This window comes from Allobosea sp. 05T422_2 (assembly GCF_056396265.1).
Genome location: NZ_JBFTLD010000071.1, coordinates 1 through 25,354 on the forward strand (window position 1 = coordinate 1; position 25,354 = coordinate 25,354).

General features: G+C 64.7%; 25 protein-coding genes and 2 pseudogenes. 16 read left to right on the plus strand and 11 right to left on the minus strand.

Annotation, left to right across the window (positions count from 1 at the left end; translation table 11 throughout):
• Positions 1-113: 113 nt before the first annotated feature.
• The 9 genes and pseudogenes from AC1DJT_RS14710 to AC1DJT_RS14750 all read right to left on the minus strand — a co-directional run bounded on the left by AC1DJT_RS14710 (position 114) and on the right by AC1DJT_RS14750 (position 7,395).
• Complete coding sequence (locus AC1DJT_RS14710) at positions 114-650, minus strand: autoinducer binding domain-containing protein (RefSeq protein ID WP_476769174.1); 537 nt, start codon at positions 648-650, stop codon at positions 114-116.
• A 140-nt stretch (positions 651-790) separates the two neighbouring features.
• Positions 791-928 (minus strand): annotated as a pseudogene (locus tag AC1DJT_RS14715) (IS481 family transposase); the annotation flags it as partial.
• A gap of 54 nt (positions 929-982) precedes the next feature.
• The gene (locus tag AC1DJT_RS14720) at positions 983-1,738 is read right to left on the minus strand and encodes a GntR family transcriptional regulator (RefSeq protein ID WP_476834305.1); all 756 of its coding nucleotides are present in this window, start codon (positions 1,736-1,738) and stop codon (positions 983-985) included.
• A gap of 222 nt (positions 1,739-1,960) precedes the next feature.
• Positions 1,961-2,752 carry a transporter substrate-binding domain-containing protein gene (locus AC1DJT_RS14725; protein WP_476834306.1) on the minus strand — a complete coding sequence of 264 codons (792 nt, stop codon included), beginning with the start codon at positions 2,750-2,752 and terminating at the stop codon, positions 1,961-1,963.
• A 20-nt stretch (positions 2,753-2,772) separates the two neighbouring features.
• A complete protein-coding gene (locus AC1DJT_RS14730; RefSeq protein WP_476769177.1) occupies positions 2,773-3,501 on the minus strand; it encodes an amino acid ABC transporter ATP-binding protein in 729 nt (242 codons plus the stop codon).
• On the minus strand, positions 3,470-4,150 hold the full coding sequence (locus AC1DJT_RS14735) for an amino acid ABC transporter permease (protein WP_476769178.1): 681 nt from the start codon (positions 4,148-4,150) through the stop codon (positions 3,470-3,472). Before AC1DJT_RS14735 ends, AC1DJT_RS14730 begins: the two co-directional genes overlap by 32 nt.
• Before the next feature lies 1 nt (position 4,151).
• Complete coding sequence (locus tag AC1DJT_RS14740; protein WP_476769179.1) at positions 4,152-4,829, minus strand: amino acid ABC transporter permease; 678 nt, start codon at positions 4,827-4,829, stop codon at positions 4,152-4,154.
• Between the two features lie 49 nt (positions 4,830-4,878).
• The gene (locus AC1DJT_RS14745) at positions 4,879-6,276 is read right to left on the minus strand and encodes an NAD(P)H-dependent oxidoreductase (protein WP_476769180.1); all 1,398 of its coding nucleotides are present in this window, start codon (positions 6,274-6,276) and stop codon (positions 4,879-4,881) included.
• A gap of 93 nt (positions 6,277-6,369) precedes the next feature.
• Positions 6,370-7,395 (minus strand): amidohydrolase family protein, encoded by a 1,026-nt coding sequence (locus AC1DJT_RS14750; RefSeq protein ID WP_476769181.1) that lies wholly within the window; start codon positions 7,393-7,395, stop codon positions 6,370-6,372.
• 1,103 nt (positions 7,396-8,498) lie between these two features.
• On the opposite strand from AC1DJT_RS14750, the gene AC1DJT_RS14755 reads away from it, so the two are divergent.
• The 16 genes from AC1DJT_RS14755 to AC1DJT_RS14830 all read left to right on the plus strand — a co-directional run bounded on the left by AC1DJT_RS14755 (position 8,499) and on the right by AC1DJT_RS14830 (position 23,565).
• The gene (locus tag AC1DJT_RS14755) at positions 8,499-8,684 is read left to right on the plus strand and encodes a hypothetical protein (RefSeq protein WP_476769182.1); all 186 of its coding nucleotides are present in this window, start codon (positions 8,499-8,501) and stop codon (positions 8,682-8,684) included.
• 222 nt (positions 8,685-8,906) lie between these two features.
• Positions 8,907-9,578 (plus strand): cyclase family protein, encoded by a 672-nt coding sequence (locus AC1DJT_RS14760; RefSeq protein ID WP_476769183.1) that lies wholly within the window; start codon positions 8,907-8,909, stop codon positions 9,576-9,578.
• Between the two features lie 175 nt (positions 9,579-9,753).
• Positions 9,754-10,305 (plus strand): TRAP transporter small permease, encoded by a 552-nt coding sequence (locus AC1DJT_RS14765; protein WP_476769184.1) that lies wholly within the window; start codon positions 9,754-9,756, stop codon positions 10,303-10,305.
• Entirely contained in the window at positions 10,302-11,585 is a 1,284-nt protein-coding gene (locus tag AC1DJT_RS14770) for a TRAP transporter large permease subunit (RefSeq protein ID WP_476769185.1), read from the plus strand. The genes AC1DJT_RS14765 and AC1DJT_RS14770 overlap by 4 nt, the downstream gene beginning before the upstream one ends.
• A gap of 36 nt (positions 11,586-11,621) precedes the next feature.
• On the plus strand, positions 11,622-12,632 hold the full coding sequence (locus AC1DJT_RS14775) for a TRAP transporter substrate-binding protein (protein WP_476769186.1): 1,011 nt from the start codon (positions 11,622-11,624) through the stop codon (positions 12,630-12,632).
• Between the two features lie 86 nt (positions 12,633-12,718).
• Positions 12,719-13,906: a CaiB/BaiF CoA transferase family protein gene (locus AC1DJT_RS14780; protein ID WP_476834307.1), complete on the plus strand. Its 1,188-nt coding sequence runs from the start codon at positions 12,719-12,721 to the stop codon at positions 13,904-13,906.
• Complete coding sequence (locus AC1DJT_RS14785; protein ID WP_476769188.1) at positions 13,906-14,688, plus strand: enoyl-CoA hydratase; 783 nt, start codon at positions 13,906-13,908, stop codon at positions 14,686-14,688. The genes AC1DJT_RS14780 and AC1DJT_RS14785 overlap by 1 nt, the downstream gene beginning before the upstream one ends.
• Positions 14,689-15,034: 346 nt before the next feature.
• Positions 15,035-16,063, plus strand: a complete 1,029-nt coding sequence (locus tag AC1DJT_RS14790) for a TRAP transporter substrate-binding protein (RefSeq protein WP_476834308.1) — start codon at positions 15,035-15,037, stop codon at positions 16,061-16,063.
• 18 nt (positions 16,064-16,081) lie between these two features.
• Positions 16,082-17,380, plus strand: coding sequence for a TRAP transporter large permease (locus tag AC1DJT_RS14795; RefSeq protein WP_476769190.1), 1,299 nt, complete (start codon positions 16,082-16,084; stop codon positions 17,378-17,380).
• The gene (locus AC1DJT_RS14800; protein WP_476834309.1) at positions 17,377-17,883 is read left to right on the plus strand and encodes a TRAP transporter small permease; all 507 of its coding nucleotides are present in this window, start codon (positions 17,377-17,379) and stop codon (positions 17,881-17,883) included. The genes AC1DJT_RS14795 and AC1DJT_RS14800 overlap by 4 nt, the downstream gene beginning before the upstream one ends.
• Before the next feature lie 28 nt (positions 17,884-17,911).
• Complete coding sequence (locus tag AC1DJT_RS14805) at positions 17,912-18,682, plus strand: SDR family NAD(P)-dependent oxidoreductase (RefSeq protein ID WP_476769192.1); 771 nt, start codon at positions 17,912-17,914, stop codon at positions 18,680-18,682.
• On the plus strand, positions 18,610-19,602 hold the full coding sequence (locus AC1DJT_RS14810; protein WP_476769193.1) for an NAD(P)-dependent oxidoreductase: 993 nt from the start codon (positions 18,610-18,612) through the stop codon (positions 19,600-19,602). Before AC1DJT_RS14805 ends, AC1DJT_RS14810 begins: the two co-directional genes overlap by 73 nt.
• Positions 19,602-20,516: an amidohydrolase family protein gene (locus tag AC1DJT_RS14815; RefSeq protein ID WP_476769194.1), complete on the plus strand. Its 915-nt coding sequence runs from the start codon at positions 19,602-19,604 to the stop codon at positions 20,514-20,516. Before AC1DJT_RS14810 ends, AC1DJT_RS14815 begins: the two co-directional genes overlap by 1 nt.
• Before the next feature lie 44 nt (positions 20,517-20,560).
• Positions 20,561-21,559, plus strand: a complete 999-nt coding sequence (locus tag AC1DJT_RS14820; protein WP_476834310.1) for a TRAP transporter substrate-binding protein — start codon at positions 20,561-20,563, stop codon at positions 21,557-21,559.
• 107 nt (positions 21,560-21,666) lie between these two features.
• A complete protein-coding gene (locus AC1DJT_RS14825; protein WP_476769196.1) occupies positions 21,667-22,272 on the plus strand; it encodes a TRAP transporter small permease in 606 nt (201 codons plus the stop codon).
• 18 nt (positions 22,273-22,290) lie between these two features.
• Positions 22,291-23,565, plus strand: a complete 1,275-nt coding sequence (locus tag AC1DJT_RS14830; RefSeq protein ID WP_476834311.1) for a TRAP transporter large permease — start codon at positions 22,291-22,293, stop codon at positions 23,563-23,565.
• Between the two features lie 756 nt (positions 23,566-24,321).
• Here AC1DJT_RS14830 and AC1DJT_RS14835 read toward each other — a convergent pair.
• Together AC1DJT_RS14835 and AC1DJT_RS14840 are read right to left on the minus strand one after the other, a co-directional pair.
• Positions 24,322-24,858 carry a hypothetical protein gene (locus tag AC1DJT_RS14835; RefSeq protein WP_476769198.1) on the minus strand — a complete coding sequence of 179 codons (537 nt, stop codon included), beginning with the start codon at positions 24,856-24,858 and terminating at the stop codon, positions 24,322-24,324.
• A gap of 105 nt (positions 24,859-24,963) precedes the next feature.
• Positions 24,964-25,113, minus strand: a pseudogene (locus AC1DJT_RS14840) (SMC-Scp complex subunit ScpB); the annotation flags it as partial.
• Positions 25,114-25,354: the final 241 nt, after the last annotated feature.

Sequence of the window (25,354 nt, forward strand, 5' to 3'; positions counted from 1 at the left end):
GACCTGCACCGCGAACATCCCCGCCAACCCCAAAAGGGATCAGCCTATCCAACTGGTTGGCTTTTACGCCGCCCGCGCCACCACAAGCGAGGGCGCTTCATTGGATGGTTTTGTCACCGCCCTGCACACCACCTCAGGCATTCGGTTTCGCGCCGGGTGAGCGACGGCGGTTCGATGCGCGTGAGACGTAGTGAGAGACCGACATGGGCGTAGGCCTCGCGCATGCCGTGCAACAGGAAACGCTCATATTCGGCTAGCTCCAGCAGATGGTCAGCTCCCAGGAGCACGAAACCCACCTCGTCGAACCCCGCGCGGATCGGCGCACAAGAGCCGTCGAACAGGCCAAGTTTGCGACTATCCGCCAGGATCGTAGCGCACTGGCGCGAGGGAGCCGCAGCCTCATTGAGCGTGAAGGCTCCGCTCATATGGCACGCAGCCGTCACGACTGGATCGTCGATCGAGTAGTGCTGGCTCTGGTATCGTTCGGCCCAACCGGGCATCGTCTGCGCGAAGAGATAACCGGCCCCGTGGAACTGGCCCTCGCCGAAGACCCGCAGATAGCCGGCGCTATGGTATCCCAGCCCCTCGATCCGGCCCGCGAAAATGTGGCCGAGTTCTGCACAGTTCCCGGCTTCGGCAAGCGCGGACATCGATTCCTTGCGCGGCGGTCTTGAATGCATCTGACGAAAGGGCGGGGGCGTGGCGACCAGCTGACTCCGATACTCTGCGCCCGCAGGATTTGGAGAACACGTCATGCGCAGGATTTTGGTCACGGCGGGGGCTTCGGGCATCGGCGCCGGCGCAGGCCGAGCTCGCGGCAGGCGTGGCGGAAGGCATGGACTTTGTAGCAGGGGCCGTTGTCCGTCATGGCGCGCGCGACGGTAACACCGAGGCCTTTGTAATAGGCGACGGTGGCCCTGAGGAAGGCGCCTTAACCACCCGCAACGAGCGCTCTCAAATCTTGCATGCAAGATTCAATGCGTCAATCGTGGCCTTGACTGCTGTCTTTGGGAAGGTCGCCGCCGCTCCTTGTCTGGAGCGCCGTGACTAACATTGTTAGGCCGTTGCGGACATGCTCGCGCAGCACCTGCCCGGTCCTCAGCGGGTCTTTGGCGGTCAGCGCATCGAGGATGAGCTGGTGCTCTCCAATCGCCTTTTCCCAGCGAGCCGGCCAGAGATTGGACGTATAGCGCGCCCGATCGACCCGCAGTGCCAGAAGCTCCCATACCCAGATCAAAACCGAGTTTTGCGAGAGCTCGATGATGCGCCGATGGAAGGCCTTGTTGGCCTCGAAATAGGCGGGCAGCTCGTCACGGGTGTGATGCAGCATCATCTGATAGTGCAGCAGCCCGACCTCCGCCACGGCCTCTTCGCTGATCCGGGCCGCAGCAAGTTCGCCTGCCAGACCTTCGATCGTGCTGACAACGTCTATCAGGGCCTCGATCTCGTCGATGTCGAGCTCGGAAACAACGGGCGACTGGTTGGGCAGTGCGCGCAGCAGGCCTTCTTGGACCAGTGTCTTGATCGCTTCGCGGATCGGCGTACGCGACACGCCGATCTGCTCGCAAAGCTCTCTCTCATTGAGCCGGGCGCCGGGCGCCAGCACGCCCGTGACGATGAGGTTGCGCAGATGCTTGACGGCGTTGCCGTGCAACTGGCCCTTGCGCCGGGCGTCGTCGGATAGCGGCATCTTGGCAAGCAGCGCTGCCAGAGGCGTCGGACCCTGATTCTGTGTCATAAGCGGCTCTAGACAATTTTCGGAACGACCGATGACATGATGCCTGGATGCAGGATCCCGGCAAGGCCGGAACGATGATGCCGGGTTGAAGCGGCGCTGTTTAAGCCGATCCGGGCGCGCCAGCACGCCATTCTGCCGGTGATGGGCGCTACCGACGAACCTCGCTCCGTCGTCGATGGGGCAAGCAAGGGAGAGCGCCAGCCAGCGCCCTCCCTGCGATGGTCAAAATACCGGTAGCGGCGAAGGTAGCGGCGAGCCGATCCACTTCTGATAGATCTGGGCCAGCTTGCCGTTCTGCAGGTTCAGCATGATCCAGGTGTTGAGCCAGAGCCGGAAATCCGGGTCTCCACGGCGCATGCCGATGGCGTAATAGGTCTCGCTGATCGTGAACTTGTTCTCGAACTGGCGATCCGGATACTCGCGGGCGAGCTTGTTGCCGAGCGCGCCGCCCGTCGCGATCGCATCAACTTGGCCGGCCAGGAGCGCCGCGATTGAGGTCGCATCGTTGTCGAAGCGCACGAGCTGCGCGTCCTTCGGGGCTTCGGCGGTCAACTGGCCGTCTTGGGTGGTCCCGCGGGGAATGCCGATCTTCTTGCCCGAGAGGTCGGCGAGCGACTTCAACTGCACGTTCTTGGTCGCGACCAGCACGCCGCTGGTGACGCCGTAAGGGTTCGAGAAGGCGATCGACTTGGCACGCTCGGCGGTAATGCTGAAGCTGGACATCGTCACGTCCGCCTTGTTCGTCAACAGGACTGGGATGCGGTTGGGCGCCGTGACGGCGACGATCTCGAGCTCGACGCCGAGATCCTTGGCGAGCAGCTTCGCCGTCTCGACATCGGCTCCGTCCGGCTCGCGCTTCTCGTTGGTCGAGCCCCAGGGCGGGAAGCCGAGATCGACGGCGACGACGAGCTTGCGCTTCTGCTGGATGGCATCGAGCATTTGCGCCTCCGCCGACACCGACGGCAATACGAAGCCGAGGGCCAGAGCGCAGGCCATTCCCCATTGTTTCAACATGTTCGATCCTCCCTGTGATCTCAAAAGATTCTCTTGATGAATTGCCGGAGTTCCGGCGTCTGTGGCTCTTGAAAGAGCTTCTTGGGCGATCCCTCTTCGTGGATCCGGCCGCCATGCATGAAGACGATGCGGTGCGCGACATCGCGCGCGAAGGTCATTTCGTGGGTGACGAGGATCATCGTCATGCCGCCCGCCGCTAGCCCCTCCATCACGCCCAGCACCTCGTCCTTGAGTTCGGGATCGAGCGCCGAGGTGACCTCGTCGAACAGCATGACCTTGGGCGACATGGCCAGCGAGCGGGCGATCGAGACACGCTGCTGCTGGCCGCCGGAGAGCTGGTGCGGGAAGGACGCCGCCTTGTCGGCGAGTCCGACGCGCTCGAGCGCGGCCCGCGCGATCTCGACCGCCTCGCGCTTGGGCACTTTCTTCACCACCGTCAGCGCGATGGTGATGTTGCCCTCGGCCGTGTAATGCGGGAACAGGTTGTAGCTCTGGAAAACGATGCCGACCGTCTGGCGCAACAGCCGCAGATCGGCCGAGCGCGACGTGACCTCGATGCCGTCGACGGTGATCGTGCCCGCCTGCACGCGTTCCAGCGCGTTGACGCAGCGCAGCAGCGTGCTCTTGCCGGAGCCGCTGCGCCCGATCAGCGCCAGCACCTGCCCGGGCGGGATCTTCAGCGAGACATCGCGCAGGACCGGGACCGCGCCGTAGCTCTTAGATACCGAGTTCAACGTTACGATGGACATTGAGTCTCCTGGCGAGCGACCTCTCCATGTGGCGGCTGAGGATCGAAAGCGGGATGCAGAGAAAGAAGTAGATCAGCGCGACGGTGCCGAAGACCCGGATCGGCTGAAACGTCGCGTCGTTGACGATCTGCCCGGCGCGGGCGAGCTCGACGAAGCCAATGATCGAGGCCAGCGATGTGTTCTTCACCATCGAGACCAGGAAGCCGACCGTGGGCGGGATCGCCACCCGCACTGCCTGCGGCACGATGATGTAGCGAAGCTGCTCGTAGCGCGACATGCCGATCGCGGCCGAGCCCTCCCATTGCGGGCGCGGGATCGATTCCAGGCAGCCCCGCCAGATATCGGAGAGGAAGGCGCTCGAATGCAGCGAGAGCGCCAGACCGGCGGCAAAGAAGCCCGGCACCGAGATGCCGACGAGGCTCAGGCCGAAATAGGTCAGGAAGAGCTGCATCAAGAGCGGGATGCCCTGCAGCAGCTGGATGTAGCCGATCGCCAGAATGCGCAGTGGGGCGAAGGCGGATACGCGCATCACCGCGACGGCGCCGCCGAGCAGGCTGCCGCCGATGAAGGCCGCGGCCGTCAAAAGGATGGTCCACCCCGCCGCACGCAGCAGGAACACCACGTCGAACCAGCTGAAGCTCTGAAACATCTCAGGCTCTCGCGCTGTGGTGCGGGAAGAGCAGCTTGGCGAGGCCCCAGAACATCAGCCGGAACAGGACGACGAGCACCAGATAGATCCCGGCCACGATGAAATAAGTTTCGAAGCTGCGGAAGGTGAACGACTGGATGCTGTTCGCCGCCGAAGTCAGTTCCTCCGCGCCGATCACCGACAGGATGCTGGTCGCCAGCATCAGCAGGATGAACTGGCTGGTCAGCGCCGGATAGACTTTCTCAAGCGCCGGCAGGAAGACGAAATAGCGGAAGACCTGGCGCGGCGTGAAGCCGAGTGCGATGCCGGCTTCGACATTGGAGCGCGGCACCGCCGTGATGCCGGCTCGCAGGATCTCGGTCGTATAGGAGGTGGTGTTGGCGACGAGTGCGAGCGCGGCCGCGGTCGTCGGCGCCAGCGAGATGCCGAGCGAGGGCAGGCCGAGATAGAAGAAGAACAGCTGCACCAGCAGCGGCGTGTTGCGGATGACGTCGACATAGCCGGTCACCAGCGCGCGCAGGACGAAGTAGCGCGAGGTCGCCAGCCGCGCCATGGCCGTGCCGAACACGACCCCGGTGATGATGCCGAGAGAGCAGTAGAGCACGGTGTAGAGGACGCCGGTCGCCAGTTGCGGCCAATAGTTGAACACCGGCGCGAACTGGAACGTGTAGCTGGTCATCGCCGCCTCGCGGCGGTCGCGCCCATGCAGCGTGCCGGGAGACGCCGCATCAGCGCGCCTCCGGCCCGAAGAACAGCGCGTCCTGGCGGCGCCGCAGCGTTGCCAGCATCGAGTCCTCCGCGATCTCGACATCGTCGCAGGTGATCAGCGCGCCCTTGGCGACAGGCCGGGCCAGGCGCCGGTTGGCCGCGAGGTAATAGGGCGCGGGCACCCCGGGGCCCAGCGCAGCGCCGGCCACCGCGTAGCCGGACACGTTCGCGATGCTGTGATGATGCCCGCTCGCGGTCAGGATCGTGCCGGCGGGCAGGTCGGCGTCGGCGCGGGCGGCAAGATCGAAGCGTGGCTTGGGTGATTCCGCGCCGCTGGAAATCCCGAGGATTCCGGCCTCGAGAATGCTGGTTGCGGCCTCCAGCCCGAGCACATGCCGCGGCAGATAGAGCAACGCCGTCGCGCCGTTGCGCGAGAGGAGATGCCCCTTCTCTCGCAGGATCGCCCAGGAGGCGGCATCCTCGCAGCGCACCACGACGAAGACGCCGCCGGCAAAGCTGATCTCGTCGGGCCGTCTCAGGCAATTGAACACGTCGATCCGCCGCTCGCCGGCGAGCACGCCGCCATCGGCGAGGACAGCAAAGGCGCTCGGCACCTCGGAGATCCGCAGGATCGGCGCATGCAGCTCCGGGCGGTCCGGCACGAGATCGACCGCATTGGCCGCGATCAGCAATTCGCAGAGATCGGGCACGGTGCGCTGGGGCAGCATCGAGGCGATCCGCGAGCGCTCCGCGATGACCTCCGCCACCGGCCTGGAGTCGAGCGACCAGCAATCCGACAGGCCAGACACGTGCGCCTCGCGGCCGTTGCTTAGCAGGGTGCCGGCAGCCTCGTCATAGACGAAGTCGTACTCGCTTGACTTGCCCGCGGCGACGACGGTGAAGCCAAGCGTTTCGGCCCAGGTCACCTGGCCCATCAGCAGGCTCGGCTGGTCGCCATCGATCGGCGTCACGACCTTGCCCTGGGACCGTGCCATGGCCGAGAGACCGGCGCCGACGACGATGTCGACCTCCTTGGAGACGAGCGCCAGATGCCGCCCGGCCTCGACCGCAAGCGAAGAATGCCGCGCCCCGGCTTCAGGATGGCCGGTCGCCTCGAGCACCACGTCGATCGGCAGTTCGACGACGCAGGCGAGATCGCCCGCCGCAATCGTCTTGCCGGCATCCCAGGCCGCCCTGGCCTCGGCCGCTGTGCTGCACAGCGCGATCTCGCGAGGGTCGGACCCCGCCGCGCGCCAGGCCTCGCCCGCCCGCTCCGGGGTGATGTCGACGGCGATGCGCGCGCCGAGCAGAGGCACCCGGCGAGCCTGCCCGAGAAAGCTGCGGCCGAAATCGCCGGTACCGACGATGCATGTCTCGACCGGCCTCGTCCCCGATCCAAAATAGCGGTGGTAATTCATCTCGCCCGAACGCGTTTCCCCAGGATGATTCTGATCGAGCGGTCTGCGCCACCCGTTGCGCCGGCCGGCCGGCATGAGCGGATCAGGGCATAGTTAAATCTTGCATGCAAGAATTTTGTTGCATGCCGCCCCCGTTGCCGCTGTGGAGCCAGCCCGGTTCGTTTGCGATATCCGCGTGCCGGGCTCCGGAAGCCGATAAAAGGCGGCGGCATTCCGCCAGAAGAAGCCTTCCCGCTCGAGGTCAGTGTGATCCGCCAGCATCTGCGACACGGAGCGCACCAGCGTGTCGAAATCGACCCGGAGGCCGGCAACGGGGAAATTGCTGGCGAAGATGCAGCGCTCGATGCCGAAGATCGATACTGCATCCCGCACGATCCGCCGGTTGGAGTCGTAGTCCCAGGGCTGGTCCTTGAGGCCGAACTCCGACACCTTCAGGTGGACATTTGGTTGCCGAGCGATCGTCTCCATCTGGGCGCGCCAGAATGCGAGGCCGTCCTCCGAGCGGTCCCAGGGAAACCCGGTGTGATTCAGGATGATCCGGGTGCTGGGAAAGAGGCGCGCCACTTCGGCCGCCTCGGCGAGATGCCAGGCTGGCACGCGGAGATCCCAGCTCAGATCGTGTTCCTGAAGCCGGGCGAAGCCTCGCAGCCAAGCCTCGTCCTGCATTGTGCCGGGGGCTCGGGGCGACATGGTCTCGGGGGAGCGCGAAGTGACGGGCTTGGAGCGGATGCCGCGTACCAGCGGAAAGGCAGCCTGCCGCGCCAAAACCTCCTCGGCGTTGGGTGTATGAAACCACGCATGGGCGACGATGGCATTGGGAAAGCCGTAGCGCTGGCTGAGGGCGCTGATCCAGCGCGTCTCGCCTGCCTGATCGTCGCGGTCCCATTCGGCTTCGCAATGAACCGTCATCAGCACGTTGTGCCGCGCCGTGTCGCGGCGATAGTCGTCTGGCAAATAGTTGCGCTTGATGCCGTCGTAATTGCCCAGGAAGAAATGCGGTTCCGGCTCGGCTCCGAGCCAGGGATGCCGGCCATCGGCCAGGTTCCAAAGATGGTGGTGCGCATCAATCAACGTGATGGCGTCGTCGGCGTGGTTCCAGGCATCATTGATGGTCTTCATCGTCTCTGTCTTCCTTGCGGTCGGTCCAGCCGTTGTTCGCGCGGTCGGAGTTCAGGCTCCTCCCTCAGGAATGGCGGACACCGCATACGCAGCGCAGTTAAGCGGTCTTCGAATGATCAGTCCAGAGATTGCATGCAAGAATCAATGCTGCGCTGCAGCCGTGCCTGTCTGCAGCGCAGCATGAGCATTGCCCGAGCGAGCCGCAGAAAATGGCCGGGTCCCAGGCGACCGCGGTGGACGTGGTCTCCGATCATCACCGCCGACGTGGCTGTTTCATCGCCGACCGTGGCGGTCGCAAAGTTACCGTTTCGGGCGCGGAATAGTGTGCGGCAAGAACCCGCAGACAGAACTGGGTAACCGCAATCCTGCCCGGTGAACTCGACCACATTGGAGAACGGAGCGAAGTAGGGTCCTCCTGCAAAAACATCTCGTAGGAGGCGCCAAGCCAATCTCCCAGCCTGTGCATTCAACGGAAGCTTCCAGCCATTGGCGACACCGCTGGATCCAAGCGTTCACAGGCGTCAAGAAAAGCCAAGGATGAGCGGTCGTTCTCCTGAAGGAGCGTCATTGAGGGGCTCAACCGCAAAGCTCCGCCGGCTGCTGCGAGCCGGCTCGCCACGACGTACCTGCTCAGCTTGAGCGTCCGGATCAACTCCGCGATCTGCCGCGCGCTGGCCGGTGCGGGCCAAGGCTGCGCTATCTTGTCTCTTTTTCTCTGATTGGTCTCGACACGCGCTGGCGTCGGGGTGTCGGCGAGGCGCCGACGCTGGCCGCGCTCCAACGTAGCGTCCTCGTCGAAATAGATATTTTTAATGTCAGGGTCACTTGCTGAAAATGTACGAAGCGAAGTTGCCTTGCAGGACGCCAAGTCTGGTGATGCGCCACTTTGCTCCTTTGGAGTTGGCTCGCGCTGGCTCCAAGGTCGGGCTTAGGAGCTATGATTTAAGTATCGACGGGCCAGCACACTTTACCACCTGGCGTGCCAATAAGCGCCGGCGAGCGAGTGGCTTATGCGTTCGCACATAATTTCACCGCTCGAATTTGTGGAATTCCGGCACGTCTATAGCGGTCATACTATGCCTCCCTGGTATGACCAACGCGCCTTGGCCCTGGACTCCGAAATCCTGTTCCTGGCCGAGCCAACCTCCGGCCTCGATCCGCCCTCCTATGCATTCGATCGGTTGCTGCTGACGCTCGCCGCCAGCCTGAAACTGACGGTGATGATGATCACCCACGACCTGAGCACCCTTCACACGAGCATGATGGGCCGGGAGCGAGCACGCCGGTGACGATCAGGTTGCGCAATTGGCCGACGACATTGGCGAGCAGCGCGCCTTTGCGCCGCGTTTGGGCCTGTGTCTGTGCGATCAGGGCCGCGAGCGGCGTCGACGCCGGGGATGTGGTCATGGCAGGGCGAGCATTCCGGAGAGTGGCTTGACTGCTTCGACTTCTTGCATGCAACTTTCGCCGCCTTCAAGGGCAGTGCCCGGCAGTCAAACTGGACCTCAGCCATGCAGATCATCGACCTTTCGATGCCCATCGGGCCGCATTTTCGTTGGCCTGTGGAACTGAGTATCAAGGGCGATATCGCCAAAGGCGACCAGTTTCGTGTCTCGCGCCTCTCGGCGACCTGCCACGGCTTTTCGCATGTCGATGCCATGGCGCATTTCGTCGCCGGCGGCCCGACCATCGAGACAACGCCGCTATCGGACGTGGTCGGCCCCTGCCGCGTGCTGAACCTCAGCGCGCGCCCGGCCAATGAGCCGATCGAGCCCGAACATCTGGCGGCGGCCGATCCCGGCGGCAAGGAGGGCGAAATCCTGCTGCTCGCCACCCATTGGTCCGACCGCCGCGATTACAACGACCGGACCTTCTGGACCGAGGCGCCCTGGCTCAGCCGTGCCTCCGCGGAATGGCTGGCGGCGCGCAAGCCCAGCGCCGTCGCCGTCGATTTCCCGCAGGATTACCCGATCCGCCTGCTGCTCGACGGCAAGGAGGTGCCCAAATCCGAGCATGTCACGCATCACATTCTGCTCTCAAACGGCGTGACGCTGATCGAATACGTTTTCAACACCAGCCGCCTCACGGCGCCCCGGAATCTGTTCTCCGCCGCCCCCCTCATGATTCCGAATGCCGACGGCGCGCCTGCCCGCTTCTACGCCATCGAGGGTCTGCCGGTCTGATTGTGGTTTGACACCTCAACCGCACTCAGTATGCTGCATACAGATAACGATGACCGGGCGATCAAGCGCCCCGGCGCTTAGGGAACAAGGAGGCGGCGATGGTGAAAAACCGCGCCCTGCTGGCCCATGGCCGGCAGCGTCTTCGCACGCATCGGGATGACCGATGGGTCGCGCCATGAACGCCCGCAGCCGGGCCGCGCTCCTGCGCGGCGTCGAGAATCTGCTCATCATCGGCTTTGTCGCGATGATCGCGATGGTCTTCGGCAATGTCGTGCTGCGCTACATCTTCAATTCCGGCATCACGGCTTCGGAAGAGCTGTCGCGGCTGATCTTCGTCTGGCTGACCTTCGGCGGCGCCTTTCTGGTGGCGCGCGAAGGCGGCCATCTCGGCATGACCACGATCGTTCTGGCGCTCGGGCCCGCCGGCCGCTGGTGGTGCCGTCTGGCGGCGGAAGGGCTCTCGCTGCTTTGCATGGCGCTGCTGGTCGTCGGCTGCTGGACGCAGACCGCCATCAACATGAGCAATCATGCGCCGGTCACCGGCGTCCCACTGGCGATGACCTATCTCGCCGGCCTGGTCTGCGGGCTCGGCATCGGCGCTCTCAACCTGCTCACGATCATCGCGCTGCTGCGCGGGCAGATCGACAACGACGCGCTCGTTATCGGCGCGGAATCGGAAGAGCTCGCGGCCTTCGAGGCGCAACAGCATCGGGATGGTCGGGCATGACCGTCTTCGTCTTCCTGGGTTCGCTGCTCGGGGCCATGGGGCTCGGCATGCCGATCGCGACGGCCCTGCTGGTCTGCGGGGTCGCCCTGATGCTCCATCTCGACAGCTTCGATCCGCAGATCCTGGCGCAGAACTTGGTCGCGGGTGCCGACAGCTTCCCGCTGATGGCGGTGCCCTTCTTCATGCTGGCGGGCGAACTGATGAATGCCGGCGGGCTCTCCCGCAGGATCATCGAGCTCGCGGTGGCGTTGGTCGGCCATGTCCGCGGCGGGCTCGGCTATGTCGCGGTGTTGGCTGCGCTGGTGATGGCGAGCATTTCCGGCTCGGCGGTCGCCGACACCGCCGCGCTGGCGGCGATCCTGCTGCCGATGATGCGCCAAGGGAACTACAATATGCCGCGCGCGGCCGGGCTGATCGCGGCCGGCGGCATCATCGCGCCTGTCATCCCGCCCTCGATCGGCTTCGTGGTCTTCGGCGTCGCGGCCGGCGTGTCGATCACGCGGCTCTTCCTCGCAGGCATCGTGCCCGGCCTGCTCATGGGCCTCGCGCTCGTCATCACCTGGTGGATCGTCGCCCGCGACGAGCCCGTCGCGCGCCCCGGGCGGGCGAGCCTGCGTGAGATCGCAAAGGTCGCGTTCGATGGCATCTGGGCGCTTGCCCTGCCGGGGCTGATCATCGGTGGCATGAAGGCCGGCGTTTTCACCCCGACGGAAGCCGCCGTGGTGGCCGCCGTCTACGCAGCCTTCGTCGGCGCCTTCATCTATGGCGAGTTCAAGCTCGAGCATCTGCGGCCGGCGCTGCTCAACGCGATCAAAACCTCGGCCTCGGTGATGTTCCTGGTCGCGGCGGCGATGGTCTCGGCCTGGCTGATCACCATCGCCGACATTCCCGGCCAGGTCGCCGCGCTGCTCGGGCCGCTGCTCGACAACAAGACGCTACTGATGCTTGCGATGATGGCGCTCGTCGTCGTCGTCGGCACCGCGCTCGACTTCATCCCGACCGTGCTGATCCTGACGCCGGTGCTAATGCCGATCGTCAAGCAGGCCGGCATCGACCCCGTCTATTTCGGCGTGATGTTCATCATCAACAACGCGATCGGCCTGCTGACGCCGCCGGTCGGCACGGTGCTGAATGTGGTCTGCGCCGTCGGGCGCATCCCGATGGACCGCGTCATTCGCGGCGTGATGCCGTTCCTGCTCGCGCAGGTCGCCCTGCTTTTCCTCCTCATCCTCGTGCCCGAGATCGTGACGGTTCCGGCGCGCTGGCTGTCGGGACGCTGAAGCCTGCCAAAAAACAGAAAGACTCCGGAGGACGCCATGACCCGCAGCAATCCATTCCCGACCCGTCGCGACGCCCTTGCCGGCGCAGGCTCCGGCATCGGCCTGTTCATGATCGGCCGCCCCGCCCTGGCGCAGGCGACGAAATTGCGCTTCGCGCATCCGCATCCGGAGGCCGATAGCTGGCACAAGGCGGCGCTGCTGCTGGCCGAGCAGATCAAGACCAAGAGCCAGGGGCGCTACGAGGTCCAGGTCTTCCCCAATGGCTCGCTCGGCTCCGATGCCCAGACCATCAGCGCGGTGCGCGGCGGCTCGCTCGACATCTGCCTGACCGGCAATCCCTTCTTCACCGGGCTCGCGCCGAAGCTCAACGTGCTCGACCTGCCCTTCCTGATCCAGAGCCGCAAGCATGCCGCCGCCGTGATGGACGGTCCCATCGGCGATGGGCTGCGTCAGGAACTGGAGGGCTCCAATCTCAAGGCGCTGGCAACCTGGGAGATCGGCTGGCGTAACCTCACCAACAACCGCCGCCCCGTCGCCACCGCTGCCGACATCAAGGGCCTGAAGATCCGCACCACACCGAACCCGGCGCATATCAAGGCCTTCCAGCTGCTCGGCGCGGTGCCGACGCCGATGGCCTTCACCGAGCTCTTCACCGCGCTGGAGACCGGCACCGTCGACGGGCAGGAAAACCCGGTGACCCTGATCCTCAATGCCAAGTTCAACGAGGTGCAGAAGCATCTCTCGCTGACCCGGCACGCCTTCACCACTGGCCCGCTGGTGATGAACAAGGGGAAGTTCGACGCCTTGCCGGCCGATATGCGCGAGATCTTCGTCAAGACGGCGGTCGAGATCGCTGGCACACAGCGGCAAATGAACGAGGACACCGAGGGCTCGAGCCTCGCCGAACTGAAAAAGGCCGGCATGCAGACGGTGGAGAGCCCCGATCGCGAATCCTTCGCGAAGATCGTTACCGCCGAGGTCGAGAAGGACTTCGTCGGCAAGTTCGGCAGCGAGACGCTCGACGCGATCAAGAAGGCGGCCGTCTGAGCCATCCCGCAAGGGCCGCAATCGACCGGAACGAGACCGCCTCCGTCGCGACCACGCGACGAGGCGGACAAGGGAGGATATCGTCCATGGCGCCACCGCTGACGGGCATCAGGGTTCTCGACATATCGCAGGTCATGGCCGGGCCGTTCTGCTGCATGCTGCTGGCGGATATGGGCGCCGACGTCATCAAGATCGAGCCGCCGGGGACCGGCGATTCGACGCGCCAGTCGATGGGTTTCCGGATGAAGGGAGAGGACAGTCCCGGCTTCCTCGCGCTCAACCGCAACAAGCGGAGCATCGCGCTCGACCTCAAATCCGACGCTGACCGCGAGGTGCTCTGCGCGCTGGTCCGGACCGCCGACGTCCTCGTCGAGAATGCCCGTCCCGGCGTCGCCGGCCGGCTCGGTATGGACTACGCCACGCTGAGCGAGATCAATCCGCGGCTGATCTATGCCAGCATTTCCGGCTTCGGTCAGACGGGTCCATGGTCGCAGCGGCCGGGCTTCGACCTGATCGCCCAGGCGGTCTCTGGCGTGCTGAGCTCGAACGGATTGCCGGGGATGGAGCCCGCCAAGAACTCGATTCCCGTGGCTGATCTCGGCGCCGGGCTGTTCAGCACTTATGCCATCCTCAGCGCCGTCATCGGCCGCCAGACCACCGGCAAGGGCCAATATCTCGACGCCTCGCTGTTCGAGGCGGCGCTCGCGCTGTCCGTCTGGGAGACCACCGAACTCTGGGGCACCGGGCGGACACCGGAGCCGATCGGTTCGGCCAACCGCATGTCGGCGCCCTATCAGGCCGTGGCGGCATCCGATGGCTGGTTTGTCATCGGCGCCGCCAATCAGCGGCTCTGGCTCAAGCTGCTCGGGGTGCTGGGCCGCGAGGACCTGCAGGAGGATGCGCGCTTCTCGACCAATGCCGCGCGCCTGCAGAACCGGCTCGCCTTGATCGACGCGATGGCGCCAACCTTCCTGACGCGCACCCGCCGCGAATGGATCGACGGACTGCTCGAAGCCGGCGTTCCCGCCGACCTGATCCTCGACTACGCCGAGGCCGTCGTCAGCGAGCAGGCCGTGGCGCGCGAGATGGTCAAGATGGTGCCCCATCCGGTCGAGGGTGAGTTCCGCGCGCTAGGCTTCCCGGTGAAGCTCAGCGGCACGCCGCAGGAAATCCGTCTGCCGCCGCCCTTGCTCGATGAGCATGGCGCGGAACTGCGCGCGGAACTGGTCGGGAAAGGACTTCTGCCCGGCGCATTGAAGACGGGGACGGCGTGATGAGCGGGCCCCGCGTCACCTACGAGAAGGCGGGCGACATCGCCCATGTCCGCTTCGACAATCCCGGAGCCTATAACGCCCTGACCAGCGCGATGTGGCTCCAGCTCCGTGAGATCGCAGGCGAGATCGCGGCGGATTCCTCCGTGCGCGTCGCCGTGTTCCGGGGCGTGGGCGGCAAGGCCTTCGTCTCCGGCACCGACATATCGGGCTTCGCCAAATTCACCAGCGGAGCCGACGGCATCGCCTATGAAGAGAGCGGCGACGAATGCATGCGCGCGCTCGACGCCATCCCCCTCACCACCATCGCCGTGATCGATGGCTGGGCCGTCGGCGGCGGGCTCAATATCGCAGCGGCCTGCGACTTCCGGATCGCAACGCCCGATGCCCGTTTCGGCTCCCCGATCGGCCGCACGCTCGGCAATTGCCTTTCGCCGCTCAGCCTTGCGCGGATCGGCGGTGCGATCGGCGTTCCGGCGGCGAAGCGCATGGTCCTGCTCGGCGAAATCTTCGGCGCGCAGGACCTTATGTCCACCGGCTTCCTGCTGCGAATCGTCGAGCCCGAGGCGATCGATGCCGAACTCGAAGCCCTGTGCCGCCGCGCGGCCGAGAACGCCCCACTGACGACGCGGGCGACTAAGGAGATCCTGCGACGCATGGCGTTCGAGAACCTGCCCGAGGTCGATGACCTGATCGCGCAGGTCTATGGCAGCGACGATTTCAGGCGAGGCGTGAGCGCATTTCTGGCGAAGACCAAGGCGCTGCCCGCCTGGACCGGGAGTTGACCAAAGCCGGCCTCGGCTGACGCAGCCCGCGGCGGGCAGGCCACTGCCGCTGCTGGCATGCAAGATCGAGCGCGCGCCTGCCGCGTGCTGTAAAGCGAGTGTTTCGAGCCGCGCTCGTTAGCTCAGTGGCGGCCGTTTTGTCATACGTATTGCCTCGCCTGACGTCGCGCCGGCGAAGACATGAGCGGCAGTCGGAAAATTGCGACACCGTCCTCCAAAGCGATTGACGCTCGATTTCTTGCATGCAAGCTTTCTGCCGATCCCGCAGAGGATCGTCGGAGCGCAGCATCTGCGCTCCGCCAGATAGGTCGCAGCGCAAGCTCGGCAAGGGACCGGAGACGCCATCATGTCACGCGAGAAGACCCTTTCGACGTCGGGATTGACGCGCCGCGCCGCGATCGGCGGCGCGGCCCTATTCGCCGCGACATTGCCGGCGATCCGCACTGCCCGAGCGGCGGTTGAATTGCGCCTGACCCATCCGGCCGATCTCAGCCATCCGGTCCATCTCGAGGCCGAGGCCATGGTCAAGCGCATCAGCGAGCGCAGCAATGGCGAGGTGAAGATCACGATCTTCCCCAACAACGCGCTTGGCTCTCCCGTCGAGGCGGCACAACAGACGCGGCTCGGCGCCATCGACATGATGCTGCTCAACCCCGCCAATATCGAGGCGCTGTCGAAGACTATCGGGGTGATCAACATCCCCTACCAGTTCGACAGCTATGAGCACGCCCACCAGACGCTCGACGTCACCGGCCGCGACTGGATCGCCGAGCAGCTCAAGACGGCCGGCTTCACCTGGATCGCCAATTTCGAATGGGGCTTCCGCGCGACCACGAACAGCCGCCGGCCTATCAACCAGCCCGCCGATGTGCAGGGATTGAAGATCCGCGTGCCGCCCGAGCTGGCGATCAAGGCCGCCTTCGAGGCCCTCGGCGCCAGCACGCAGACGATCGCGTTCCAGGAAGTCTATCTGGCGCTCGCCAACAAGGTCGTCGATGGCCAGGACAACCCTGTCGGCACGACATTCGCCGCCAAGTTCTTCGAGGCGCAGAAGCATCTGGCTCTGACCAAGCACATCTACGCCTCGATCATGTTGTGCGCCAATCCGCGCACCTGGACGAGCAAGCTCAACGAGGCGCAGCGCAAGATCGTACAGGAGGAAGGTACCGCCGCGGGTGTCGCCGCGCGCAAGGGCGTGCGCGACAACGAGGAGGCCAATCTTGCCGCCATGCAGAAGGCTGGCGTCGAGATCACCCGTCCCGATGTCGGCCCGTTCCGCGACAAGATGGGCCCGGCCTATGACCAGCTGCGCAAGGCGCTGGGCGAAGACACCTGGACGTCCTGGACGAAGCTCGTTGCCGCGGCGCGCGCCTGACGCGCTGCGGACAAGATCATGCTGATCACCGCTGTCCTCGTCTCGATCTGTGTCGTCATCCTAATCGGCATCCCGATCGCCGTCGCGCTCGGCTTGGTGGCGATCGGCCTGATGGTACTGACCGTCGGGCCCGACATGCTCGTCGTCTTCATCCAGCGCACCTACGCCGGCACGACCTCATTCCCGCTACTGGCGATCCCGTTCTTCGTGCTCGCCGGCAATCTGATGAATGTCGGCGGCACGACCGAGCGCATCTTCGAGGTCGCCCAGCTCTGTGTCGGCCGCATCCGGGGCGGGCTCGCCCATGTCAACGTGATCGGCTCGGTGATCTTCGCGGGCATGTCGGGTTCGGCCGTGGCGGACGCCGCCGGCATGGGCGTGATCGAGCATCGCGCCATGACCAAGGCCGGCTATACCGGCCGCTTCGCGGCAACCATCACCGCTGTATCCTCCACGATCGGGCCGATCATCCCGCCGAGCATTCCGTTCGTCATCTATGGCAGCCTCGCCAATGTCTCGGTCGGGGCGCTGTTCCTCGCCGGCATCGTGCCCGGCCTGTTGATGGCGGCAGCGCTGATGGGCGTGATCATGCTGGTCGCCAAGCGCATGAACCTGCCGCGCGGCGACGCTCTGCCGCCGCTGCGCGAGGCGTTGTCGATCGTCTCCAGGGCCGGCCCGGCGCTGATGCTGCCGCCGACGATCCTGCTCGTCATCCTGACCGGCATCGCGACGCCGACGGAAGCGGCCGTTGTCGCAGCGGCCTACGCCTTCATCCTCGGCCGCTTCGTCTACCGCGAACTCGGCTGGGCAGCGACAGTCGATGTGCTCTGGGACACGGCGCGCCAGACCGCGCAGGTCATGTTCATCATCGCGCTGGCGGCGCCATTCGGCTGGGTCCTGATCCAGCAGCAGATTCCCAACGCCATCCTCAACGCCTTCCTGACGATGTCGTCGGAGCCCTGGGTCATCTTGCTGATCATCAATGCGGTGCTGCTGCTGCTTGGCATGTTCATCGAGGGCATCGCCATCATGATCATCGCCTACCCGGTGCTGCTGCCGATCATCCTGAAGATCGGCGTCGACCCGGTCCATTTCGGGGTGATCCTGGTGCTCAACATCATGATCGGGCTGGTTACGCCACCGGTCGGTCTGTGCCTCTATGTCGTCGCCGGCATCGCCAAGATCTCGATCGCCGAGATCACCCGCGAAATCTGGCCCTATGTGCTCGCTCTCATCGGCGTGCTGATGCTGATCACCTATGTGCCGGCGATCTCGCTATGGCTACCCCACCTGCTCGGCTACGGAGTGGCGCGATGATGGCCACCCTCAAGCTGCTCGACCGGAGCGTCTTCCTCGCCTGCAAATACGGCGCGCTGACCTGTTTCCTCGTTCTCTTCAACCTGCTCGGCCTGGCCATCATCCTGCGCCTCGTCCCGCTTTTCACGATCGCCGGCTATGACGAGCTCGTCGAATGGCTGTTCATCTGGCTGGTCATGTTGACCTCGCTGGCGCTCTGGCGCGAAGGCTCGCTCTACCGGGTGGTGCTGTTCGAGGATCTGCTGCCGCCGGCCGCCCGCAAGCTGGTCGAGATCGCGATCAACCTCGCCATGCTGGCCTTTGCCGTGACGCTCGCCCTGTACGGCTTCGACTTTATGGAGATGTCAGGCGAGACGACGCCGTTCCTGCGGCTCGACAAGAGGTGGTGGTACGCCGCCATCCCGCTCTGCTCCGCCGTGATGGCGCTCTACAGCCTGGCCTGGCTCTGGCGGGTCATCCGTGGCGAGGCCGCGCTCGAATCCACTGCGACGCTGATCGGCTGACGATCGTGCATTTTAACGGAACGATGATATGGCTCGACTGAACGACAAGGTTGCGATCATCACGGGCGGTGCCGGCGGCATCGGCGCGGCAACCGGCGAACTTTTCGCCACTGAAGGCGCCGCCATCTCATTGGTGGACATCGACGCCGGAGCGCTTGCCCAGGTCGCCTCGACAATTCGGGAGCGAGTGCCGGGCGCGCGCCTGATTGAGATCGCACGCGATGTCGGACAGGAGGCCTCGGCCGCGACGATCATTGCCGAGACGCTGGCGGCCTTCGGCAAACTTGATGCTCTGGTCAACAATGCCGGCATCCGTTCCTATGAGCCGCTCGACGCGGCGAAGGCGGAAACCTGGGACAGGATTCTCTCGGTCAACCTGCTCAGCTACGCTTTTCTCGCCCGCGAGGCGCTGCCGGCGCTGCGGGCATCCGGCAAGGGCGCCATCGTCAACATCTCCTCGACGCACGCCTTCAATCCGCGCGCCGGAATGGGCCAGTACGACGTCGCCAAGGCCGGCATCATCTCGATGACGAAGACGCTGGCCTTCGAGGAGGCTGATCGCGGGGTGCGCGTGAACGCGGTCTGCCCAGGGCTGACGCTGACGCCGTTCCATGTCCGTCGCTTCGCGCCCGAGGGCAAGTCGGAGCAGGACCTGCGGACCGAGACAGTCGACCACAACATCCAGCGCCGCTGGGCCGATCCGCGCGAGGTCGCCTGGCCGATCCTGTGGCTCGCCTCCGACGAAGCCTCGTTCATGACCGGCTCGGTGATCATGGCCGATGGCGGCACGCGCGTCTGACGCCGAAGGGAGCAGCATCCATGACCAAACCCCGCATAGGCTTCATCGGCATCGGCATCATGGGCGAGGCCATGACGCGCCGCCTGCTCGACAAGGGCTACCAGGTGACGGTCTGGAACCTCGAGCCTGAGCGGCTCGATACCGTCGTCCCGCACGGCGCCAAGCCCGCTGGTTCCCCAGCGGAGGTGGCTGCCAAATGCGATGTCGTCATGCTCTGCGTGCTGCACATGGCCGCCGTCGAGCGCTGCGTCTTCGCCGAAGACGGCGTCGCGGCTGGCGGGTCTTCGACGAAGCTCATCATCGACCTCTCCACCGCCGATCCTGAGGGAACGCGGCAAGCGGCGGCGAAGCTCAAGGAGCTGACCGGAGCCGGTTGGGTCGACGCACCGGTCTCGGGCGGGCCGCAGCTCGCCCGCACGGGTGGAATGACGGTCATGGCCGGCGGCTCGGATGCGGATTTCTCGGTCGCGCAGCCGTTGCTGGCCGACATGGCCGGAAATCTCACGTTGATGGGTCCGGTCGGCGCCGGCCAGACCACCAAGGTGATCAACCAGGCCATCGTCGGCACCGGCTATGTCGTGATGGCGGAGGCTCTGATGCTGGCCGAGGCCGCCGGCATCGATGCCGCCCGCCTGCCGCAATGCCTCGCCGGCGGGCATGCCGATTCCAGCTTGTTGCAGCGGCTCTATCCGCAAATGCAGCAACGTGCCTTCGAGCCGCCGGCGAGCTATGCCCGGCAGTTGCTCAAGGATCTCAAGGCGGTCTCGGCCTTCTCGCAGGGGCTGGGGCTCGACCTCAAGGTGATCGAGGAGGCGGTGCATCGCTATGGCGACTATGTCGCGCTCGGCCACGAAATGAGCGACTCGGCTGCGGTCGTGAAGCTCTACGAGCACGCCGCGGCCTCGCGCGGACGCATCTGATGGCAAGCACGCCGCAAAAGCCCAGGGCGGTGATCGACGCGCATCACCATGTCTGGGATCTCGAGCGCAACCACCATCCCTGGCTTAGCGACGAGCCGCCGATCCCGTTCCGCTATGGCGACTACTCCGCCATCCGCAAGAGCTACATGCCGGCCGACTACCGTCGCGACACGACCTGCTGGCCGGTGACGGCTTCCGTCTACATCGAGGCGGAATGGGAGCGCTCGAACGCCATCAGCGAAAGCCGCTGGATCGCGGGCGTTGCCGCCGAGCACCGGTTGCCCTCGGCCGTGGTCGCGTGGTGCGATCTCGCGGACCCCGGCGCGGCCGAACTTCTGGCCGCCCATGCGGCGATCCCGATCGTGCGCGGCATCAGGCATAAGCCCGCCGCCGCCGCCAGCGCCAGCGAGGCCAGGCGCGGCCAGCCCGGTTCGATGGACGATCCCGCCTGGCGCGAGGGCTATGCCCACCTTGCCGCCAACGGGCTGTCCTACGACCTACAGACGCCGTGGTGGCATCTCGACGCGGCCACCGAGCTGGCGCGCGATGTGCCCGCGACGCAGATCATCCTCAACCACACCGCCTTGCCTGCCGACCGCAGCCCCGAGGCGCTGTCGTCATGGCGGCGGGCGCTCGAAACGGCGGCCGCGCAGCCCAACATCGCCCTCAAGATCTCCGGCATCGGCCTGCCCGGCATCCCCTGGGCCCAGGCAGGCAACGCACCGATCATCCGCGACGCGATCGCGATCTTCGGCGTCGAGCGGGCGATGTTCGCCAGCAATTTCCCCGTCGACAGCCTGGTCGGCGATTTCAACACGATCTTCTCAGGCTTCCTCACTGCCACGGCCGACCGGTCCGAAGAAGACCGGGAGCGCCTGTTCCACGACAACGCAGCGAGGCTCTACCGGCTCTGACACCGGGCCGTTCGACAACCAGAAAAACAAAACGGGAGGATACCATGAAGACGCGCGATGCCTTGAAGATGCTGGCCCTCGGCCTCGGCCTGTCCGTCGGTCTCAGCCTGCCAGCCCAGGCGCAGGTCACGATCCGCTACGCCCATGTCGGCTCGGAAGGCGACATCCAGTACTGGTATGCCGAGGAATTCGCCAAGCGCGTCAACCAGCGCACGGAAGGCCGGGTCAAGGTCCAGGTCTTCCCGAATTCGCAGCTAGGCGGCGCGCAGGAGACCGTCGACGGCGTGCGCAGCGGCGCCATCCCGCTGGCGCATCACGAATTCGCTTCGCTCGCCCGGCTGAGTCCCGACATCGCCGTCTTCGCCGCGCCCTTCGCCTATCGCGATGGCACGCATGCGATGACTGCGACCGACCCGACGAAGTCCGAGGTGATGAAGGAGCTCTCCGACAAGCTCGTCGCCTCGGCCAATATCCGCATCATCGGCCGGCTCTATCGCGGCGCACGCCAGATGACGGCGAAGATGGCGGTCTATTCCCCGGCCGATCTCAAGGACAAGCGCTTTCGCGGCGTGCCGCTGCAGCTTTGGACTACGATGATCAAGGGCATGGGCGCCATTCCGACGCCGGTCGAGGTCGGCGAACTGCCGACGGCGCTGATGACCGGCATGGTGATCGGGCAGGAGAACCCGCTGACCATGATCAACGCCAACAAGCTCTATGAGGTGCAGACGCATGTCATGCTGACCAGCCACATGCAGAACGTGCTGCCGGTCTTCATCAACGAGCGCACCTGGCAGTCGATCCCGGAGAAGGACCGCGCCATCGTCTCAGCTACAGCGGCCGAAATCGGCGAGGAGACCCTGAAACTTGGCAACGAGGCCGAGTCCAAGCTGATCGACGAGCTGAAGAAGAAGGGCATGAAGTTCGTCACCGAGGCCGACGGCCTCAAGGTCGAGGATTTCCGCAAGGCCGTCGGCGCACAAGTCCGCGCCGACTTCCCGAGCTGGGGCCCCTATATCGAGCGCATCGCCGCCGTGAAGTGAAGGCTTCACCCTCGTGACGACCGGGCGGCCTCGCGCCGCCCGCTCCGCTCCCGGCGCGGCCTGTGTTTGGGAGATTTCGCCTAGTACGCCGCCCGCGAGAACGCTCCATGCATGCCGAGATCCTCATTCCCGACGCCCCTGTTGCGTCTATCGCCGTCGACAGCCGGACCTATGCGATCGACCGGGCCATGGAGCCGCTGCGCTGGGTCTTTCGTTGGGGCAGCCTCGTCATGCTGGTCGCGATGGTCGTCCTGCCCTTCCTCCAGGTCGTAGCCCGCGAAATCATCGGCTCGCCGCTGATCGGGGCCGAAGAGCTCGCGCGCTTCATGCTGATCTGCACGGTCTTCATCGCCCTGCCCTATGTGGCAGCGGGCGGAGCCAATATCCGCATGGAGGAAATCCTCTCGCTCTGCCCGGCCCGCTTCGTCCGCAGCGTCAAGATCGTGATCGCGCTCGTCGCCATCGCGACCTTCGCGACTGCCGCCATCGCCAGCCTGATCGCGATCACCAGCAATCTCGACAATGCCACGCCGACGCTCGGCATGCCCTACTGGCTCTTCCTCGGTGCGGCCTTCGCCAGCTTCACCATGACCACGGCCGAATGCGTGATCCAGTTCGTCAAGGTGCTGCAGGACAAGCCGCTCTACATCAGCTTCCCGCAGGAGATGGAGCCTGAGGAAGAGCTCGATCTGCCGCCCGAAATGAAGATCTGAGCGAGCGGAAAGAGCCCCATGTCCTTGGTCGTCATCCTCGCTTTCGTCACCTTCTTCATACTCGGTTTCCCGGTCGTCGTCGCCATCGCCGTCCCGGCACTGCTTTATGTCTTACTGGCCGGCTTCCCGATCGAGCTGATTGCGCAGCGCATGACCTATGCGCTCGACTCGTTCCCGCTCGTCGCCGTTCCGGTGTTCATCTTTGTCGGCAGCCTGATGAACCAGAGCGGCATCACAAGCGACATCTACCGCTTCGCCCATACCGTTGCGGGGCGCGTTCCCGGTGGACTGGCGCAGGTCAACGTCATCGGCTCGCTGATCTTTTCGGGCACATCGGGGGCGGCGCTTGCCGATATCGGCGGGCTCGGACGCATCGAGATCCGCGCCATGGTCAATGCCGGTTTCACCCGCGCCTATGCCGCCGCGATCACCGGCGCCTCGGCCGTCGTCGGGCCGATCTTTCCGCCCTCGATCCCGATCATCATCTACGGCTCGGTCACCAGCGTCTCGATCGTGCAGCTGCTGGTCGCGGGCATCATGCCGGCACTGCTTTATGTCGCGCTGCTGATGCTCACCGTCGCCTGGCTGGCGCATCGCCATGGCCATCCGCGCTCGAAGACCTGGCCGAGCCTGCGAGAGATCTGGTCGACCTTCCTTCCTGCGGCACCGGCGCTGTTCACGCCGATCCTGCTGGTCGGGGGAATGCTGCTCGGCATCTTCACGCCGACTGAAGCCGCGTCTGTGACCGTCGCCTACATCCTGCTGATCACCTTCGTGTTCTATGGCGGCATGAGCTGGGCGCGACTGCGCTTCGCGCTGTTCGACACCGTTAAGACGACGTCGGCCGTACTGATCATCGTCTCGGCGGCGGCGCTGTTCGGCTGGATTCTGACGATCGAGCAACTGCCGCAGACCTTCACGCGCACGATCCTGTCGCTCTCGACCGATCCGCTGGTGTTGCTGCTGATCGTCAATGCGCTGCTGCTAGTCGTCGGCATGTTCCTGGATTCGACCACAGCGACGCTGTTGGTCGCGCCGCTCGTCACCGCGCCGCTGGTGATGGCCGGAGTCGACCCGGTCCATCTCGGCATCATCTTCATTTTCAATCTGATGATCGGCCTGCTGACGCCGCCCATGGGGCTGGCGCTCTTCCTACTGGCCGACATCGCCAAGGCGCCGATGCCGGCAATCTTCAAGGCCTTGCTGCCCTTCTACATTCCCCTGTTCGGAGCGCTCGCCATCATCACCTTCTTCCCGAATCTGACGCTCTGGCTACCAAAGATGTTGCGGTAGTTTGGCGGAACGGTCGGCGGTCGCCCCGCCTGGCCGCGTGCAGCCAAGTCCTCTGGCAACTCTCGGCGGCAAGTTTCGATTTTCAGATTATCGCGAGGCAAGGAGACGCCGTTGCTGCACCGTCTCTCCTTTAGAGATCAGTCCGCCGTCTTTCGGCGTCGTCGCCTGCGGGCACATCCAGAAGCGAGTTCGGCTGCTAGCGTCAGACGAGCGGTAATGTCGTCGGCTATGAAGCCTGTCGCTAACTTGCCAATCCGGACTAACTGGCGCCGCCGGGCAAGGACGTTGTAGGCTACGCTACGAAATTGCGCATCCACATACCGGACGTTCCGCATTTCGGATATGGGCCACTCTTGCCCCTTCGATCTCAATTCGGAAGCAGACGCGCGATCAGGTAACCGCGAGAGCCTACGCCGATGATCTGTCGCGTCGCCTGGTACTGCAAGCGTTGCTCATGGAGGTATGCCGCTCGACGGCTTCTACCACCTGCGAGCGCGTGTTTGATCCGGGACTTCGACGCCGACCGTAGATCGTCCTTTCGAACCACGATGGCTGCGCCGTCGCAAGCACGGCCGAAACAAGGGCACTCAGGATCAAGTGGGGCGCGCCAATGCGCCAGATCCACAATCTGTGCAACCGCGAGGTCTGTGCGGTGACACCTGCCGCCCTAACGCTGTCTGCGCCACGCTAAGACTGATCGAGCGCCGCTTGGGTATGATATCCTGACCCACCGGTGTGCCGCTGCACGTGATCTGTTCAGGAGGCAGACTGTCGCAAGATACGCGGCAGTCGCCGTTTCCAACGTTGCCCCGCGGGCAAAGTCTCGCCATTTTTGCGGCGCGACCGCGTCTTCGCAGCTTCGCCTTTTATCGCCCCCGGTTCAGTGGAGAGCACATTCAGTTCCACCGGCACCTCGTCGATCGCTTCAATGTCATTCTTTTGCTCAGGAGGCGGTCTGCCGATCGACGGTACTTCCATTTGAGCGAGGGCGCGAGTTGGTCCGAGTGCGGGCAGAATTCGCTGAGCCTTTGGAGTTTCAGGCGAAGCCGATGAAGCACCCTGCTTGGACGAATGCTGTAGACCGATCGTCAGCGCTCGAAGGTCTAATTCATTCCCGACGGATTTGAAGTCGACGGCGGCCCAAATCGAGGGTTGCGACTTGGAGCGGACACGGCGCGCCTGTTTGAATTCAACGATGAAAGACTTTTTCGGCGCTTCATTGGTGCAGATGTCGCTTGAAAGTGTAATTGCCGAGGGGATTTGCGGGAGGATCGTTCTCAGTATCCCAATCACCGGTCCAGATGTTCTGCAGGTATGAGCTCTGCGTTTTGGAAGTCCAGCCTTGAGCGTGAGGCCAGGTCGAACGGCTAAGATTTACGCATATTGGCAGTACTCAGATCACGCCGTCGGGTTCGCTTCTTCCGCGTCGCCCTCCCCTTCATCGCCAGGGCCAACCGGAATCTCCTCAGCCAAAAGCCTGTCCTTCGTCAGAAGGCCGGCATCCTCGAGCCTTTCCAGGTCGGGCAGGTCGCGCAGCCAGGCGACACCGTGCTTGATCTGATTCTGCCGCGCATGGCGCCGTACCAAGGGAGCGTCATGTTTCACGCTGGGGACTTCATGAAAGCCCCCGCGCCTAGCGGGCCGATCGACATCCTGTTCCTCGATCTGGCGAAGACGCGAAAACTGAACGCGAAGGCCCTGTTTAAGGCTGCCCAGCGCTTGAGGATATAATCGATGGCCCTGGCGAGGTCGTGGCCGCGGGAGAGCTTGGCACGCTGTTCGCGCATGT